Raw genomic sequence first — 14,826 nt, 5'->3', positions numbered from 1 at the left:
ACAGCTCACACTATTGGCCATCGTGCTCTAGGGAGAAGAGATTGGACAAGCAGCCTTGGATCATCCTGTCGGCCGGCGACAATGTCGCGGTCGCAACGGCGGCCATCGCGCCGGGTTCGACGGTTGCCGGCGTTCAGGCCCGCCAGAAGATCGATCCCGGCCACAAGGTGGCGATTGCCGATATTCCGCTCGGATCTCCCGTGGTGAAATACGGGCAGGCGATCGGCCGCACCACGGCCGAGGTCAAGGCCGGCGACCATGTGCACAGCCACAATCTGCATTTCGAGAACGACCGGCTGGCGGCCACCGCCAATTCGGCGCCGGAAGCGGCGACCGCCGAAGACAAGGCGCGCACCTTCATGGGCTATCGCCGGGCCGACGGGCGCGCGGCGACCCGCAACTATATCGGCATCATTGCCAGCGTGAACTGTTCCACCACCGTCTGTCGGGCGATCGCCGACGAGGCGAACCGCACGATCCTGCCGCATTATGACGGTATCGACGGTTTCGTGCCGATCGTGCACGACCAGGGCTGCGGCATGAGCTCGACCGGCGACGGCATGAACGTGCTGCATCGGACACTGGCCGGCTATACCAGGCATGTGAATTTCGGCGGCGTGCTGATGATCGGCCTCGGCTGCGAGGTCAACCAGCTGACGCTGTATGGCCAGAGCGGTGCGGGCGCCTCGAAGCGGCATTTCAACATCCAGGACGCCGGCGGCTCGCGCCGCGCGGTCGAGCGCGCCATGGGCGTGCTGCGCGAAATCGCCGCCGATGTCGGCAGGGAAAAGCGCGTGCCGATCCTGATCGGCGAGATCATAATCGGCCTGCAATGCGGCGGTTCGGACGGCTTTTCCGGCATCACTGCCAATCCGGCGCTCGGTGTGGCGGCCGATCTGCTGGCCGCGGCCGGCGGCACGGCGATCCTGTCTGAAACCTCGGAAATCTATGGTGCGGAGCACCTGCTGCGCAGCCGCGCCGTCAGCGACGAGGTGGCGAGCAAGCTCGACGAAAAGATCGCCTGGTGGGAGAATTACGTGGCGCTGCATGGCGCCTCGCTCGACAACAACCCCTCGCCCGGCAACAAGCGCGGCGGCCTCACCACCATCCTGGAAAAATCGCTCGGCGCCGTCGCCAAGGGCGGGCGCTCACCGCTGACGGCGGTCTATGGTTATGCCGAGCGGGTCACCGCGCCCGGCCTCGTCTTCATGGACACACCCGGCTACGACCCGGTCTCGGCAACCGGCCAGGTGGCCGGCGGGGCGAATATGATCGCCTTCACCACCGGCCGCGGCAGCTGCTTCGGCTGCCGGCCGGCGCCGTCGCTGAAGCTTTCCAGCAATTCGGCGCTTTATGCGGCGATGGAAGAGGACATGGACATCGACTGCGGCACGATCGCCACCGGCGATGCGACGATCAGCGGCAAGGGCCGCGAGATTTTCGACCTGATCATCGATACGGCTTCCGGCAAAAGGACGAAGAGCGAACTCTTCGGCTACGGCGACAACGAATTCGTGCCCTGGCATCTCGGCGCAACGCTCTGATCTGAAATAGACAATCGCAAGGCTTGGCGAGGAGGCATGATGAAGACGAGACGGATCGGCAAGACCGGGCTTGATGTGACTGAGATCAGCTACGGCGCAGCCCCCCTCGGTGGCCTCTATCGCGCCTGCCCGCGCGAGCAGGCGATGGAAACGCTGCAGGCCGCCTGGGACAGCGGCATCCGCTATTTCGACGTGGCGCCCTGGTACGGTCTCGGCCTCGCCGAAAGGCGCGTCGGCGATTTCCTGCGCGACCAGCCCGATCGGTCCTACGTGCTCTCGACCAAGGTCGGCCGGCTGCTCAGGCCGGTGCCGACGGGGACTGTTCCCGACTATAGCTACGTCAATCCGCTGTCCTTCGATGCCGATTACGACTATTCCTATGACGGCATCATGCGTTCGGTGGAGTTCAGCTATGCGCGCCTCGGGCTCAACCGCATTGATATTCTCTACGTGCACGATATTGGCGGCTATACGCATGGCGCGGCGAAGAATGCGGTCTATCAGAAGCAGCTTCTCGATTCCGGTGTGAAAGCGCTCGAAGAGTTGAAATCCTCGGGCGCGATTTCCGCCTTCGGCCTCGGCGTCAACGAAGTTCCCGTCTGCCTCGACGTCATGCGCCATGCCGATCTCGACTGCATCCTGCTTGCCGGCCGCTATACGCTGCTCGACCGCTCGGCGGTCGCCGAATTGCTCCCGCTCTGCCGGCAGAAGGGGACCTCGCTCGTCGTCGGCGGCGTCTTCAACTCCGGCATCCTCGCTACCGGGCCGGTGCCGGGTTCACATTTCGACTATATGCCGGCAAGCGACGAGGTGCTCGCCAAGGTCGGCGCCATGGAGGCGATCGCCAAACGTCATGGCGTGCCGCTCGCGGCTGCCGCGATGCAGTTTCCGCTGCGCGATCCGATCGTCGCCTCGGTGCTGATCGGCACGGCGAAGGCTTCGAGCCTGACGCGCAACATGGAGACCGTGGAGCCGCCGCTACCCGATAGCATCTACGCCGAATTCGATCCCTATACGCTCATCGCGCCGCCGCTTGGCGCCGAAGCGGTCCGGGTCTGAGGGAGAAGACATGCTGAAAGGAATTCATCCAGTGCTCGGTCCCGATCTGCTCCATGCGCTGAAGACCATGGGGCACGGCGACGACATCGTCATATCGGACGCCAATTTTCCCTCGGGCTCGATGGGTCCGCCGGTCATCCGCGCCGACGGCGTCAGCGCCACCGACATGGCCGAGGCCATCCTGACCCATATGCCGCTCGACACGTTCGTGCCGGAAACGGCATGGCGGATGGAGGTGGTCGGCGATCCCCAGGCCGTGCCCGAGGTCTGCGCCGAATTCCAGCAGATCGTCTCACGGCGCGCCGGCGATTTTTCCATCGTCCCGGTGGAGCGCTTCGCCTTCTATGCGATGGCGCGCAAAGCCGCCTATATCGTCGCGACGACGGAATTCCGGCTGTATGGCAACCTGATTTTGAAAAAGGGCGTCGTAACATCCACACGAGGTTGAGTTCGGCCGATAGCTATATTAGGTTATCGTGGTATTGAAATAAAATCAGTAGCTTGGAAGGAGATTTCCAAAGCAAAAAAGCGCAGTTGACGCCCTTGCAATTTGATTGCGCCTCGGCTAGCTTCTGCCTGCAAATGTTTTTTATCGATAAAAACCCTCCGCCAGCGTTCAGCGGTCCGGTTTATTGGAGGAGAACGCATCCTGAGAGGAGAACCCTTATGAGCATTGTGAAATCCCTTCTGTCACGCCGCGCCTTCACCGCGCTGGCTGGCGCCGCCGTCATCGCCACGGCGATGCCGGTCACGACCTTTGCCGCCGACGTGACGATCCCAATCATCGTCAAGGACACGACGTCCTTCTACTGGCAGATCGTTCTGGCCGGCGCCCGCAAGGCCGGCAAGGATCTCGGAGTCAACGTGCCGGAACTCGGCGCCCAGGCAGAATCCGACATCAACGGGCAGATCAGCATTCTGGAGAACGCCGTCGCCGGCAAGCCGGCCGCCATCGTCATCTCGCCAACGGAATTCAAGGCGCTCGGCAAGCCGATCGACGAAGCCGCCAAGTCGGTTCCGATCATCGGCATCGACTCGGGCGCCGACTCCAAGGCGTTCAAGTCGTTCCTCACGACCGACAACGTGCAGGGCGGCCGCATCGCCGCCGACGGTCTTGCCGCCGCCATCAAGGAGATGACGGGCAAGGAAGAAGGCGAAATCGTCATCCTCACCAACCTTCCCGGCGTCGGCTCGCTGGAGCAGCGCCGCGAAGGCTTCCTGGATCAGGTGAAGACCAAATATCCCGGTCTCAAGGTCATAGCCGACAAGTATGGCGACGGCCAAGCAACCACCGGCCTCAACATGATGACCGACTTGATCACGGCCAACCCGAACCTCGTCGGCGTCTTCGCCTCGAACCTCATCCTGGCGCAGGGCGTTGGCCAGGCGATCGCCGAAAACAAGCTCGGCGACAAGATCAAGGTCATCGGCTTCGACAGCGACGACAAGACGGTCGGCTTCCTCAAGGACGGCGCGATCGCCGGCCTCGTCGTCCAGGACCCCTATCGCATGGGCTATGACGGCATCAAGACCGCGCTTGCCGTCTCCAAGGGCGAGAAGGTTCCTGAGAATGTCGATACCGGCGCCAACCTCGTCACCAAGGCGAATATGGCCGATCCGAAGATCGACGCGCTGCTGAACCCGAAGATCAAGTAAGCAGGCAAGACGGCCGCGCCGGCTCAAAAACCGGCGCGGCTTTTTCCATCCGTGGTATGGTTACCAGGGGATGGAGAGCAGACGCGACAAGAGGAGGAGAGGTCCATGATCGGACTGGAAGAGGTCAGTCATCGCCATGATGACAGCGCCACGCTGAAAGAAGCCACCCGCATTCCCGCCGGAACGCCTATCCTCGAACTCAAGGGCCTGCAGAAGAATTACGGTCATGTGCAGGCGCTGAAGCCGGCGACGCTGACCTTCCTGGCCGGAGAGATCCACGCCATCGTCGGCGAAAACGGCGCCGGCAAATCCACCCTCATCAAATTGCTCACCGGCGTCATCACCCGCACGGCCGGCGAGGTGCTGTGGTGCGGCCATCCGGTGGGGTTGTCGACGCCGAACGAGGCGATCGCCCGCGGCATCAACGCCGTGCACCAGGAAGTCGTGCTCTGCCCGCACCTGACGGTCGCCGCCAACCTCTTCCTCGGCGACGAGGTCAACCGTTACGGCCTGATGCGCAAGAAGCAGATGGAAAAGATGGCGCAGGCCGTGCTCGACGATCTCGGCTTCGGTCTGCCGGCCGGCGCGCTGTTAAGCTCGCTGACGATCGGCCAGCAGCAGCTGGTGGCAACGGCGCGGGCGGCGATGCGCGGCACGCAGTTCCTGATCTTCGACGAACCGACGGCCTATCTGACGCGCCAGGAATCGGCGCAGCTGTTCAAGCTGATCCGCCGGCTGCAGGGCGAAGGCGTCACAATCGTCTATATCAGCCACCGCATGGAGGAAGTCTTCGAACTGGCCGACCGCGTCTCGGTGCTGCGCGACGGCACGCATGTCGGCACGCGGCTGATCGGCGAGACCAACGATGCCGAGCTGATCGCTTTGATGATCAACCGCTCGATCGAGCAGATCTACCACAAGGAAGAGATCAGCTTCGGCGAGACGATCGTTGAGGTCAAGGGTCTTTCGGGTCCGGGTTTCGAGGACGTGTCGCTCAGTGTAAAGGCCGGTCAGATCGTCGGTCTCTACGGGTTGATCGGCGCCGGCCGCAGCGAATTTGCGCTCGGCCTTTACGGTCGCCAGCCGATCAGCTCCGGCGAAATCCACTGGATGGGCAAACGTGTCGATATCCGCACCGAACGCACGGCGATGGAGCTCGGCATTGCACTGGCGCCGGAAAGCCGTCGCGACCAGGGGCTTTGCCTCAACCTGCCGATCGGCCTCAACATCAACCTGCCGGTCTTCGGGCGCCTCAGCCAGGGGCCGGTGATCAGTCATGCGCGCGAATCGGCGAATGCCGACAGGCAGATCCGCGATCTCAGCATCAAGACGCCGAGCCGGCGCGTGCCAGCCTCCAGCATGTCCGGCGGCAACCAGCAGAAGATCGTCATCGGCAAGTGGCTGAGCCATGGCGCAAGGCTGTTCATCTTCGACGAGCCGACCGTCGGCGTCGACGTCGGTACCAAGGCGGAAATCTACCGGCTGTTCGCCAAGCTTCTGAAGGAGGGGGCCGGCATCATCCTGATTTCCTCCTACCTGCCGGAGGTTTACGAACTGGCCGACCGCCTGCACGTCTTCCGCGGCGGCCGGCTCGTCGCCAGCCATGATTTCCACGCGGCGACGCATGAACAAGTGCTCAGCGAAGCGATCGGCGTCTGAGCACAAGCAATTCCAGCAAAAGCGCGCTGCGGTTTTGCGTTCGGAAATTGCGTGAGAACAAAGAGATAGAGAATTTCGGTCATTCGGAAAAACGGAAATTCTCTAAGAGGGAGAAAATTCATGACTGCCACCCCCACCGAAATTGTCGCGCCGCCGCCACGCCGGAAAATGAACATCCTGTTCGGCCTGACCCTGATCGGCCTGCTGATCTTCCTCTGGATCGTGCTCGGCTTCGTCACCGCCAGCTTCTGGACGCCGCTCAACATTTCCAACCTGCTGCGCCAAGGCGCGATGACGGCGATCCTGGCGCTCGGCCAGACCTTCGTCATCATCACCGCCGGCATCGACCTTTCGGTCGGCGCGATCGTCGGCTTCTGCACCGTCATCATCGCCTGGCTGTTGCAGGCTGGCGTGCCGCTCTGGGCAGCGATCCTGCTGACCCTCGCCATGGGCGTCGCGATCGGCGCCTTCCACGGCTTCGGCATCGTCCATATGGGCCTGCCGCCCTTCATCATCACGCTGGCAACCCTGACGTCGCTGCGCGGCATCGGCCTGCTGATCACCAACGGTTCGACGATCAGCATCACCGATGAGAGTTTCAGCAATTTCGCCCGCGCCGATTTCCTCGGCATCCCAAGTCTGTTCTGGATGGTCATCCTGGTGGCGGTGCCCTCCTTCGTCTTCCTGCATCTGAGCCGCTGGGGCCGCTATCTCTTCGCGGTCGGCTCCAACGCCGAAGCCGCCCGTCTATCCGGCGTCAACGTCAAGGGCATGATCTATCTTGCCTATATCCTTTCGGCCGGCTTCGCCGCCTTCGTCGGCGTGCTGCTCGCCTCGCGCATCGCGATCGGCAATGCGACGCAGGCCGACGGCTGGGAACTGCAGGCGATCGCCTCCTCCGTCATCGGCGGCACCAGCCTGTTCGGTGCGGTCGGCTCGGTGCACGGCCCGCTGATCGGCGCCTTCATCCTCGCCACCATCAACAACGGCGCCAATCTTCTGAACGTCAACTCGTTCTGGCAGCGCATCATCACCGGTCTCCTGATCATCGTGATCGTGTTCTTCGATCAGCTGCGTCGCCGCAAGAGCAGTTGAGAGGCCTAGGGAAGCCGGTCGAACAGGCCGGCTGCCGCTACCGACCGGGGTCGAGCCACAGGTCTCGACCCGTCCTTCGGACCCCCGCACGCGGAGAGAAGGGCAAACGGCGCCAACCTCTCCGTGCCCATTGACGTCGTGCAGGGCAAGTCCCCTCGCCCCGTTTACGGGGAGAGGGTTAGGGTGAGGGGCAGCTACCCACACGAACAGAACAGCGGCGGTATGACACAGAGTAAAGAACGAAGAATGCGAGACCCGTCATGAAAGCAGTAGTTTGCCGCGAGCCCGGCGTGCTCGAGACCGTCGAGCGGCCATCTCCCGCCGCACCGGCGCCCGGCTGGGTGCGCCTTGCCGTCAGCCATGTCGGCATCTGCGGCACGGATTATCATATCTTCGAGGGCAAACACCCTTTCCTCGAATACCCGCGGGTGATGGGGCACGAGATCTCGGCGACGGTCATCGAAGCCGGCGACGGCGTAACGCTTGCCTCCGGCGCGCCCGTCATCGTCAACCCCTATCTCTCCTGCGGCCAATGCGTCGCCTGCCGCCAGGCCAAGCCGAACTGCTGCACCAATATCAAGGTGCTCGGCGTCCATACGGATGGCGCCTTCTGCGAGGAGATCTCGGTTCCCGCAGGCAATCTCTATCCTGCCAAGGGCCTTAGCCTGGAGGCGGCGGCGACGACGGAATTTCTGGCAATCGGCGCCCATGCGGTGCGCCGCTCGCTGGCCGGCGCCGGCGCGCGCGCACTTGTCATCGGCGCCGGCCCGATCGGCCTCGGCGCGGCGATCTTTTCGCGCATTGCCGGTCATGCCGTGACGCTGCTCGATACCAGCGCCGAGCGGCTGCAGATGGCGGCCGAACGCTTCGGCTTCACCTCCGGCATCGTCGCCAATGAAGGCACGGCGGATGCCGTACGGGAAAAAACCAATGGCGACGGTTTCGACGTCGTCTTCGACGCGACCGGTTACGGGCCCTCGATGGAGAAAGCCTTCTCCTTCGTCGCCCATGGCGGCGCATTGGTGCTGGTCAGCGTCGTCAAGGACGATATCCGCTTTTCCGATCCCGAGTTCCACAAGCGGGAAATGATGCTGATCGGGAGCCGCAACGCCACCCGCGCCGATTTCGAGCATGTGGCGGAGTCCATCGCCAAGGGATTGGTGCCGGTGGATAAATTGATCACCCATCGCACAACGCTTGCCGATGCGCCGCGCGATCTCGCCCGCTGGGCGCATGAAAAGAGCGGGCTGATCAAGGCGGTGATCCGGGTTGGCGGGTAGGAGACAACGCCTAAAATGCGCGTGGAGTGCTCGGCGTGGATACTCGGGTCGAGCCCGAGTATGACCGAGGGTGGGGAAACCCGTGCGGCAAGAGGCGGAACGTTCGGAGGAATTCCAGCAAAATGCGGGGCGGTTTTGCGTGCGGATCGCTCAAACAAAGACGCCAGTTCCAATAAAACCACACGCACTTGCGGTCCTTGCCGTACGCGTTCCCCACTCTCCGTCGTCCTCGGGCTTGACCCGAGGACCCATACCGCAAGCACTGCATTCGCGTTTCAAAAACGCAAAACGCTTTCCGTCCGAGATTGCGGAACCGCTAACCCACCGCCTCGATCACTCTGCACATCTCCCTAACCACTGCGACATCCGTCCCGTTGCTGCTCTTCGCCTCGAAGCCGAAGGCAACCGCACGTGGATCGACGCTGTCGATTGGCGAGTTGCATGACCCATGCACCTCGCGGGCGCCGGTTGCCTGCAAGATCGCGCCGACATTGGCCGGACGGATGCCGCTGCCGGGCATGATGGATATGCGGCCGGCCGCCTTTGCCGACAGGCGTGTCAGCGTTTCGATCCCGTCAACCGCCTTCAGCGCGCAGCCCGAGGTGAGGATGCGTTCGCAGCCGAGTTCGATCGCCTGCTCCAGCGCCTCATCGGCATCCGGCACCAGATCGAAAGCCCGGTGCAGCGTCGAGCCGAGGCCTGATGCATGCGCCTTCAGGCGGTGGATCAGCGGCATGTCGAGCCTGCCATCCGGCCGGTTGGCGCCGATGACGACGCCGGCAAGGCCGGCGGCGCGCACGGCGTCGATATCGAGCAGCATCGCCTCCTCGTCGGCGCCGCCGAAAATGAAGGGACCGGCATGCGGGCGGATCATCGCGTAAACGGGAATAGGCGCGCGGGCGGCGATCCGCATCAGGCTCGGCAACGGCGTCAGGCCGCCGAGTTCCAGCGCCGAGCAGAGTTCGATACGGCCGGCGCCGCCTTCGATCGCGGCGGCAAGGCCCTCGGCGCTGTCGACGCAGACTTCCAGCAGGATCGTCATGCTGCGCTCTCCCTGACTGCGTCGGTTTTCGCGACGGCTTCCGACGTTATGCTTGCCGCCGCCGCGATGATGACGGCACAGGCATCGGCGGCGGCTTTGCGGTGGTTGAAGGCGACGTGATAGGACATCGGCAGATGCTCGTCGAGATCGACGATGCGCACCTTGTCGGCGATCGGCATGGCGCTGACGCGGCCGAGGAAGGAAACATAGCCGTGATTGGCGACAAGGTCGACGATCACGGGCAGCGAATCCGCCGCGGTGATATCACGGCTGCGGAAACGCCGGTTCGGCGCGCGCTCGTCGCTGAAGGCCATGGCCGCGTGGCCGAGGCCGGTGCGCGGGCTCGGCATGCAGATGGCATGGGCGGCGACGAGATCGGCGACCGAGGTTTGCGTACTGTGCGGCGGGGCGATCACCACCATGTCGGTCTGCAGCAGTTCGCGATGCCGGAAGCTTTCAAGGCCGAAGACCGAATCCAGGATCGCCACATCGATGCGCCCGCTCTTCAGCGCCTCGCGCAGATCGTCGGCGGTCATCGAGACCAGCGAAATCGCATTGTTGCTGCGCCGCGCATTCCATTCGGAGACCAGCAGGCCGAGGCAGCGCGCTACCCAGCTTTCCGATCCGGTCGGGATGATCGAGCCGATGCGCAGCGACCGGGCGGTGCGTCGGTAGCGCTCGTCGGCCGCCGATTTCAGATCGTTCCATGCCTGGCTGATCGCCATGAAGATCTGGTAAGCCCGCCTGCCCTCCTCCGTCAGCGCCGAGCCCTGCGCCTGCCGCTCGAACAGGCGGCGGCCGAGGAATTTCTCAAGATTGGCAAGCTGGAGCGAAAGCTGCGGCTGACCGAGATGAAGGCGGCGGGCAGCGCGGTTGATGCTGCCCTGGTCGGCGACCTCAAGGAACCGCTCGATCGCGACGATCTTGACGGGAATGCGGGCGGCCCAGGCCTCATCGATCCCGCCGGCGCCGACCTGGCCGGCGAATTGGCAGAGTTCGCCGATCGCTGTCGTGATCGGCTCCAGGCCTTCGAGCACGCCGCCGCTTGCGATCAGCGTCACCAACTCGCCGGAGGCGCGTTCCGTCAGCTTCATCGCCAGCTCGGTCTCGGCACTGCGGATCGCCGCAGACACGCTGGAGGGCGACAACTGGAAACGACGCGCGGTTTCGCGGACCGACGCCGAGGTCAGGACGTGGCGGATGATGAACAAGGCGCCGAGATGCAAAGGCTGGCTCCGGAAAGCGCTTTAAAAACTGGACGATATGATGTGTTCGCGAAAAAAGATATCCCTGCCTCGACAGAGCCGGGCTATCGTCGCCGTCATAAAAATCCGGGCGGTGGTTATCCGCAGAAGAGCACCGGAAGCATCGCGGAAACACGCAAGGGAACAAAAACAAATCGCGCCGACCCTGGAAAAGGGAATGGCTTTCCGCGCACCGAGCCGCGTTCGCCGCCATAATCTCGGGCGCGAGCGCAAATACTGGAGGGGGCTTGCATCGATTTTTCGAGCGTGCACGCTATTTCCATGACGCACGCAATTCCGGCATCATGGCGGCCTTGTCGCCTTCGCCGGCGGATTTCCTGCGCATACGCCTCCCGCCGGGGGGCTTGCGCCACGTCAACGGTGTTAAAACAGGGGATATTTCATGCTGAAGAAACTCGCACTTGCCGTCTCGCTCTCTGCCTTTGCGGCGGGTGCGGTTCAGGCCGCAGACGTCGTCGTCTCGTCGAAGATCGACACGGAAGGCACGCTGCTCGGCAACGTCATCGCACTGGCGCTCGAAGCAAACGGCATCAAGACGCAGGACCGCATCGCCCTCGGCGCCACACCCGTGGTGCGCAAGGCGATCACCGCAGGCGAAATCGATATTTATCCGGAATATACCGGTAATGCCGGCTTCTTCTTCAACAAGGCCGACGACGCTGCCTGGAAGAACAACGACCAGGGATATGAGCTAGCGAAGAAGCTCGATTACGACGCCAACAAGATCGTCTGGTTGACGCCGTCACCGGCCAACAACACCTGGGCGCTCGCCGTGCGCAACGATGTCGCTGAGCCGAACAAGCTGAAGACCATGTCCGAATTCGGCAAATGGGTTGCCGGCGGCGGCACCGCCAAGCTTGCGGCGTCTTCCGAATTCGTCAATTCGGCCGGCGCGCTTCCCGCCTTCCAGACGACCTACGGCTTCCAGCTGAAGCCCGATCAGATGGTCGTTCTCTCCGGCGGCGACACCGCGGCGACGATCAAGGCGGCGGCCGACCAGACGAACGGCGTCAACACCGCCATGGTCTACGGCACCGACGGCGCGATCGAAGCAGCCGAATTGACGGTTCTCGAAGACGACAAGGGTGTGCAGCAGGTCTATGCGCCCACCCCGATCATCCGCGAAGAGGTTCTGAAGGCCAATCCGAAGATCGAGGAAATCCTCTCGCCGATCTTCAAGAGCCTGAGCGCCGACGAGCTGCGCAAGCTCAATGCCAAGATCCAGGTCGACGGCGAGCCGGCAAAGTCCGTCGCCGAGGCCTATCTCAAGGAAAAGGGCTTCCTGAAGTAATCATCGCCCGCTCCGCCCGGCAGCGGGCGGAGCGTCTTTTCCCCATAAGGTTGGATCGATGGACGAAACCTCAGCGGTCCGCAGGCTGGATCGGCTCGGCGTGGTTCTGGTGGCCGGCGGCATTGCGGCCACCGCACTGATGCCCTTCATCTACGTCAAGGCGAACCGCATCGCCGCCGGCAAACCGATGCTGCTCACCCAGCTGCTTCCCCAGCCTTCCGTCGTCATCCTGACCGCCCTCCTTATTCTCACGGCCGTGGCGACGCTGTTTCTCCGCAACGCCTTGGCGCGTCTTGTCATCGCGACACTCTGCCTTGCGGCGCTGGTCGTTGCGATCGGTCTCGTCTCGAGCGCGGCGACGCCGCCCGGCAGCACCGTGGCGCGCATGACGCCCGGCGGCGGCTTCTGGGTGCTGTTCGCCGTGATCGGCCTCGTCATCTCTGATGCGCTGGTGAAGATAAGGCTTGCGCCGTGGATGCGGGTGGCGGCGCTGGCCGCCTATACGGCGCTGCTGTTCATCTCGCTTTCCTCCGGCCTGCTCGACAGCCTGTCGATTATGAAGGAATTTTCGACGCGGGCGCCGCAATTCGAGACGGAAGCGATCTCGCATCTGCTGCTGGCGCTCGGCTCGCTTGCCATCGCCATCATTCTCGGCCTGCCGCTCGGCATCCTCTGCTTCTGGGTGCCGAGGCTGCGGGCGGTGGTGCTGCAGGGTTTGAGCCTCATTCAGACGATCCCGAGTCTCGCGCTCTTCGGCCTGCTGATGCTGCCGCTCGGTTATCTCGCCACGCATGTGCCCCTGGCCGCCGCTATCGGCATTCGCGGCATCGGCACGGCGCCGGCCTTGATCGCGCTGGTGCTCTATTCGCTGCTGCCGATCGTCGCCAACACCGTCGTCGGCCTCCAGGGCGTCGACCCTTCGGTGCGCGACGCTGCGGCCGGCATGGGGCTGACGCGCCGGCAGATCCTTGTTGGTATCGACATGCCGCTCGCCTTTCCGGTTATTCTCACCGGCATTCGCATCGTGCTGGTGCAGGCGATCGGCATGGTGACGATTGCCGCACTGATCGGCGGCGGCGGCTTCGGCATCTTCATCTTCCAGGGGCTCGGTCAGACGGCGATGGACCTCGTCCTGCTCGGCGCCGTTCCGACCGTCTTCCTCGCCTTCTCATCGGCCGTCATCCTCGATGCGGTCATCGACAGCATCCGGGGGCCTGCCGCATGAGCATGATCGAGATCAGGAACGTCACCAAGCGCTATGGCGCCGCCACCGTCGTCGACAATGTCTCGATGCAGGTCGAGAAGGGCGAAATCACCGTCATCGTCGGCACGTCCGGCTCCGGCAAATCGACGCTGATGCGGATGATCAACCGGCTGGTGCCGATCACCGAAGGCGAGATCTTCGTCGGCGGCCAGAATGTGATGGACGTTGAGGTGACCGAGCTTCGCCGCCGGATCGGTTATGCCATCCAAGGGCACGGGCTCTTTCCGCATCGGACCGTGGCGCAGAATATCGCCACCGTGCCGCAGCTGCTCGAATGGGATTCGACGCGCATCGCAGCGCGCGTCGAAGAGCTGCTCGGACTGTTCAACCTCGATCCGGCTGATTTCGCCGACAAATATCCGCATCAGCTTTCCGGCGGCCAGCAGCAGCGCGTCGGCGTCGCCCGGGCGCTGGCGGCCGAACCGGAACTGCTGTTGATGGACGAGCCTTTCGGCGCCCTCGATCCCGTCATCCGCGGCAAGGCGCAGGACGACCTCCTGGCGATCCAGAAGCAGTTTGGCACCACTATCATTCTCGTCACCCACGATATGGACGAGGCCTTCCATCTCGGCAATCAGATCGCGGTGATGAGCCAAGGCAAATTGCTGCAATGCTCGACCCCGGAAAAGATCCTCACCGAACCCGCCGATCCCTTCGTCCAGCAACTGACCGGCACCTCCGACCGGGCGCTGAAGCTGATGTCGCTGCTGCCGCTGAAGGAGAGCATGGAGCCGGCCAAAATCGGGCTTGCCTATGCTCTGCCGCAGTCGCTCAGTCTCCGCGACGCGCTCGCCGAAATGATTTGGCAGGGGGTCGACGAGGCGGCGGTGCAGGATGGCGAGAAAGCGCCTGTCGGATCGATCTCGATGAGCCGGCTGCTCGAACTGGGCCGCAAGGCATGAAACTCCTCGTCGCCAATCTCTTCCGCCTGGCGGCGCTCGCCCTGCTCTTGATCCTGTTGTTCAGGACGGAGTGGCTCTCCTTCCTGCTCGTGCCGCTGACCAGCAACAATGCGCCGGCCGTCTATACGCAAAACAGCCTCGCCTCGCTTGCGCTCGGGCACCTGCAGCTGGTGATCGGATCGATCGCCTGCAGCGCCGTGCTCGCCGTTCTCGGCGGCATCTTCGTCACCCGCGAAAGCGGGGCGGACTTTCTGCCGCTGTCGCGCGCCATCGCCAATGCCGGCCAGACCTTTCCGCCGGTCGCGGTGCTGGCGCTTGCCGTTCCCGCCACCGGCTTCGGCGCCATGCCGACGCTGATCGCGCTTTTTCTCTACGGCCTGCTGCCGATCTTCGAAAACACCGTCGCCGGTCTGAAGCAGGTGTCGCCGCAGGTTCTCGACGCCGCCGATGGCATGGGCATGAGCGCCACGCAGCGGCTGTTGCGCGTCGAGCTGCCGCTTGCCCTGCCGCTGATCCTCGAAGGGCTGAAGGTCGCGACCGTCATCAATATCGGCACGGCGACGATCGGCTCGACGGTGGCGGCAAAGGGTCTCGGCGAGGTGATCATCGCCGGGCTGATATCGGACAATACCGCCTTCATCCTGCAGGGCGGGCTGATCGTCGGCCTGATGGCAGTGCTGATCTATGACGCCATGGGCCTCGTCGAAGCGGCGATCACGCGAAGAATCGGCTTGCGCGCGGCGTAAGGGGACCGCTACCGTGACCGAAA

Annotated in this window: 13 protein-coding genes and 1 pseudogene; 12 read left to right on the top strand and 2 right to left on the bottom strand. The window is 63.6% G+C overall.

Annotated features, from left to right (window positions below; all coding sequences use genetic code 11):
• Window positions 1-41: 41 nt before the first annotated feature.
• From N2597_RS00715 to N2597_RS00685, 7 genes and pseudogenes are all read left to right on the top strand, one after another.
• On the top strand, window positions 42-1,544 hold the full coding sequence (locus N2597_RS00715; protein WP_096771980.1) for a UxaA family hydrolase: 1,503 nt from the start codon (window positions 42-44) through the stop codon (window positions 1,542-1,544).
• A gap of 39 nt (window positions 1,545-1,583) precedes the next feature.
• Window positions 1,584-2,603, top strand: a complete 1,020-nt coding sequence (locus N2597_RS00710; RefSeq protein ID WP_183599044.1) for an aldo/keto reductase — start codon at window positions 1,584-1,586, stop codon at window positions 2,601-2,603.
• A gap of 10 nt (window positions 2,604-2,613) precedes the next feature.
• Window positions 2,614-3,064 (top strand): annotated as a pseudogene (locus tag N2597_RS00705) (RbsD/FucU family protein).
• A gap of 205 nt (window positions 3,065-3,269) precedes the next feature.
• On the top strand, window positions 3,270-4,259 hold the full coding sequence (locus tag N2597_RS00700; RefSeq protein WP_038686656.1) for an ABC transporter substrate-binding protein: 990 nt from the start codon (window positions 3,270-3,272) through the stop codon (window positions 4,257-4,259).
• 105 nt (window positions 4,260-4,364) lie between these two features.
• Entirely contained in the window at window positions 4,365-5,918 is a 1,554-nt protein-coding gene (locus N2597_RS00695) for a sugar ABC transporter ATP-binding protein (protein WP_183599046.1), read from the top strand.
• Between the two features lie 120 nt (window positions 5,919-6,038).
• On the top strand, window positions 6,039-7,013 hold the full coding sequence (locus tag N2597_RS00690) for an ABC transporter permease (RefSeq protein ID WP_038686652.1): 975 nt from the start codon (window positions 6,039-6,041) through the stop codon (window positions 7,011-7,013).
• 260 nt (window positions 7,014-7,273) lie between these two features.
• Window positions 7,274-8,293 (top strand): zinc-binding alcohol dehydrogenase family protein, encoded by a 1,020-nt coding sequence (locus N2597_RS00685; RefSeq protein WP_183599048.1) that lies wholly within the window; start codon window positions 7,274-7,276, stop codon window positions 8,291-8,293.
• A gap of 316 nt (window positions 8,294-8,609) precedes the next feature.
• Here the strand turns inward: N2597_RS00685 and N2597_RS00680 are convergent, their stop codons facing one another.
• Complete coding sequence (locus N2597_RS00680; protein ID WP_183599050.1) at window positions 8,610-9,335, bottom strand: copper homeostasis protein CutC; 726 nt, start codon at window positions 9,333-9,335, stop codon at window positions 8,610-8,612.
• A complete protein-coding gene (locus N2597_RS00675; protein WP_183599052.1) occupies window positions 9,332-10,561 on the bottom strand; it encodes a LysR family transcriptional regulator in 1,230 nt (409 codons plus the stop codon). The genes N2597_RS00680 and N2597_RS00675 overlap by 4 nt, the downstream gene beginning before the upstream one ends.
• On the opposite strand from N2597_RS00675, the gene N2597_RS00670 reads away from it, so the two are divergent.
• The 5 genes from N2597_RS00670 to N2597_RS00650 all read left to right on the top strand — a co-directional run bounded on the left by N2597_RS00670 (window position 10,529) and on the right by N2597_RS00650 (window position 14,803).
• Entirely contained in the window at window positions 10,529-10,795 is a 267-nt protein-coding gene (locus N2597_RS00670) for an acetyltransferase (protein ID WP_341356214.1), read from the top strand. The genes N2597_RS00675 and N2597_RS00670 overlap by 33 nt on opposite strands.
• A gap of 187 nt (window positions 10,796-10,982) precedes the next feature.
• Window positions 10,983-11,891 (top strand): glycine betaine ABC transporter substrate-binding protein OsmF, encoded by a 909-nt coding sequence (gene osmF / locus N2597_RS00665; protein ID WP_038686642.1) that lies wholly within the window; start codon window positions 10,983-10,985, stop codon window positions 11,889-11,891.
• Between the two features lie 58 nt (window positions 11,892-11,949).
• Window positions 11,950-13,116 carry an ABC transporter permease gene (locus N2597_RS00660; protein WP_183599053.1) on the top strand — a complete coding sequence of 389 codons (1,167 nt, stop codon included), beginning with the start codon at window positions 11,950-11,952 and terminating at the stop codon, window positions 13,114-13,116.
• Window positions 13,113-14,057: an ABC transporter ATP-binding protein gene (locus N2597_RS00655; RefSeq protein WP_183599055.1), complete on the top strand. Its 945-nt coding sequence runs from the start codon at window positions 13,113-13,115 to the stop codon at window positions 14,055-14,057. The genes N2597_RS00660 and N2597_RS00655 overlap by 4 nt, the downstream gene beginning before the upstream one ends.
• Complete coding sequence (locus N2597_RS00650) at window positions 14,054-14,803, top strand: ABC transporter permease (RefSeq protein ID WP_077992703.1); 750 nt, start codon at window positions 14,054-14,056, stop codon at window positions 14,801-14,803. Before N2597_RS00655 ends, N2597_RS00650 begins: the two co-directional genes overlap by 4 nt.
• Window positions 14,804-14,826: the final 23 nt, after the last annotated feature.

This window comes from Rhizobium sophoriradicis (genome assembly GCF_025200795.1).
Lineage (GTDB): Bacteria > Pseudomonadota > Alphaproteobacteria > Rhizobiales > Rhizobiaceae > Rhizobium > Rhizobium sophoriradicis.
This window is presented reverse-complemented; position numbering and strand designations above follow the sequence as displayed.

Bases quoted from the DNA above. Each gene is read 5' to 3' on its own strand.
- N2597_RS00710 (WP_183599044.1), top strand. From the start codon at position 1,584: ATGAAGACGAGACGGATCGGCAAGACCGGGCTTGATGTGACTGAGATC.
- N2597_RS00700 (WP_038686656.1), top strand. From the start codon at position 3,270: ATGAGCATTGTGAAATCCCTTCTGTCACGCCGCGCCTTCACCGCGCTG.
- N2597_RS00695 (WP_183599046.1), top strand. From the start codon at position 4,365: ATGATCGGACTGGAAGAGGTCAGTCATCGCCATGATGACAGCGCCACG.
- N2597_RS00690 (WP_038686652.1), top strand. From the start codon at position 6,039: ATGACTGCCACCCCCACCGAAATTGTCGCGCCGCCGCCACGCCGGAAA.
- N2597_RS00685 (WP_183599048.1), top strand. From the start codon at position 7,274: ATGAAAGCAGTAGTTTGCCGCGAGCCCGGCGTGCTCGAGACCGTCGAG.
- N2597_RS00680 (WP_183599050.1), bottom strand. From the start codon at position 9,335: ATGACGATCCTGCTGGAAGTCTGCGTCGACAGCGCCGAGGGCCTTGCC.
- osmF (WP_038686642.1), top strand. From the start codon at position 10,983: ATGCTGAAGAAACTCGCACTTGCCGTCTCGCTCTCTGCCTTTGCGGCG.
- N2597_RS00660 (WP_183599053.1), top strand. From the start codon at position 11,950: ATGGACGAAACCTCAGCGGTCCGCAGGCTGGATCGGCTCGGCGTGGTT.
- N2597_RS00655 (WP_183599055.1), top strand. From the start codon at position 13,113: ATGAGCATGATCGAGATCAGGAACGTCACCAAGCGCTATGGCGCCGCC.
- N2597_RS00650 (WP_077992703.1), top strand. From the start codon at position 14,054: ATGAAACTCCTCGTCGCCAATCTCTTCCGCCTGGCGGCGCTCGCCCTG.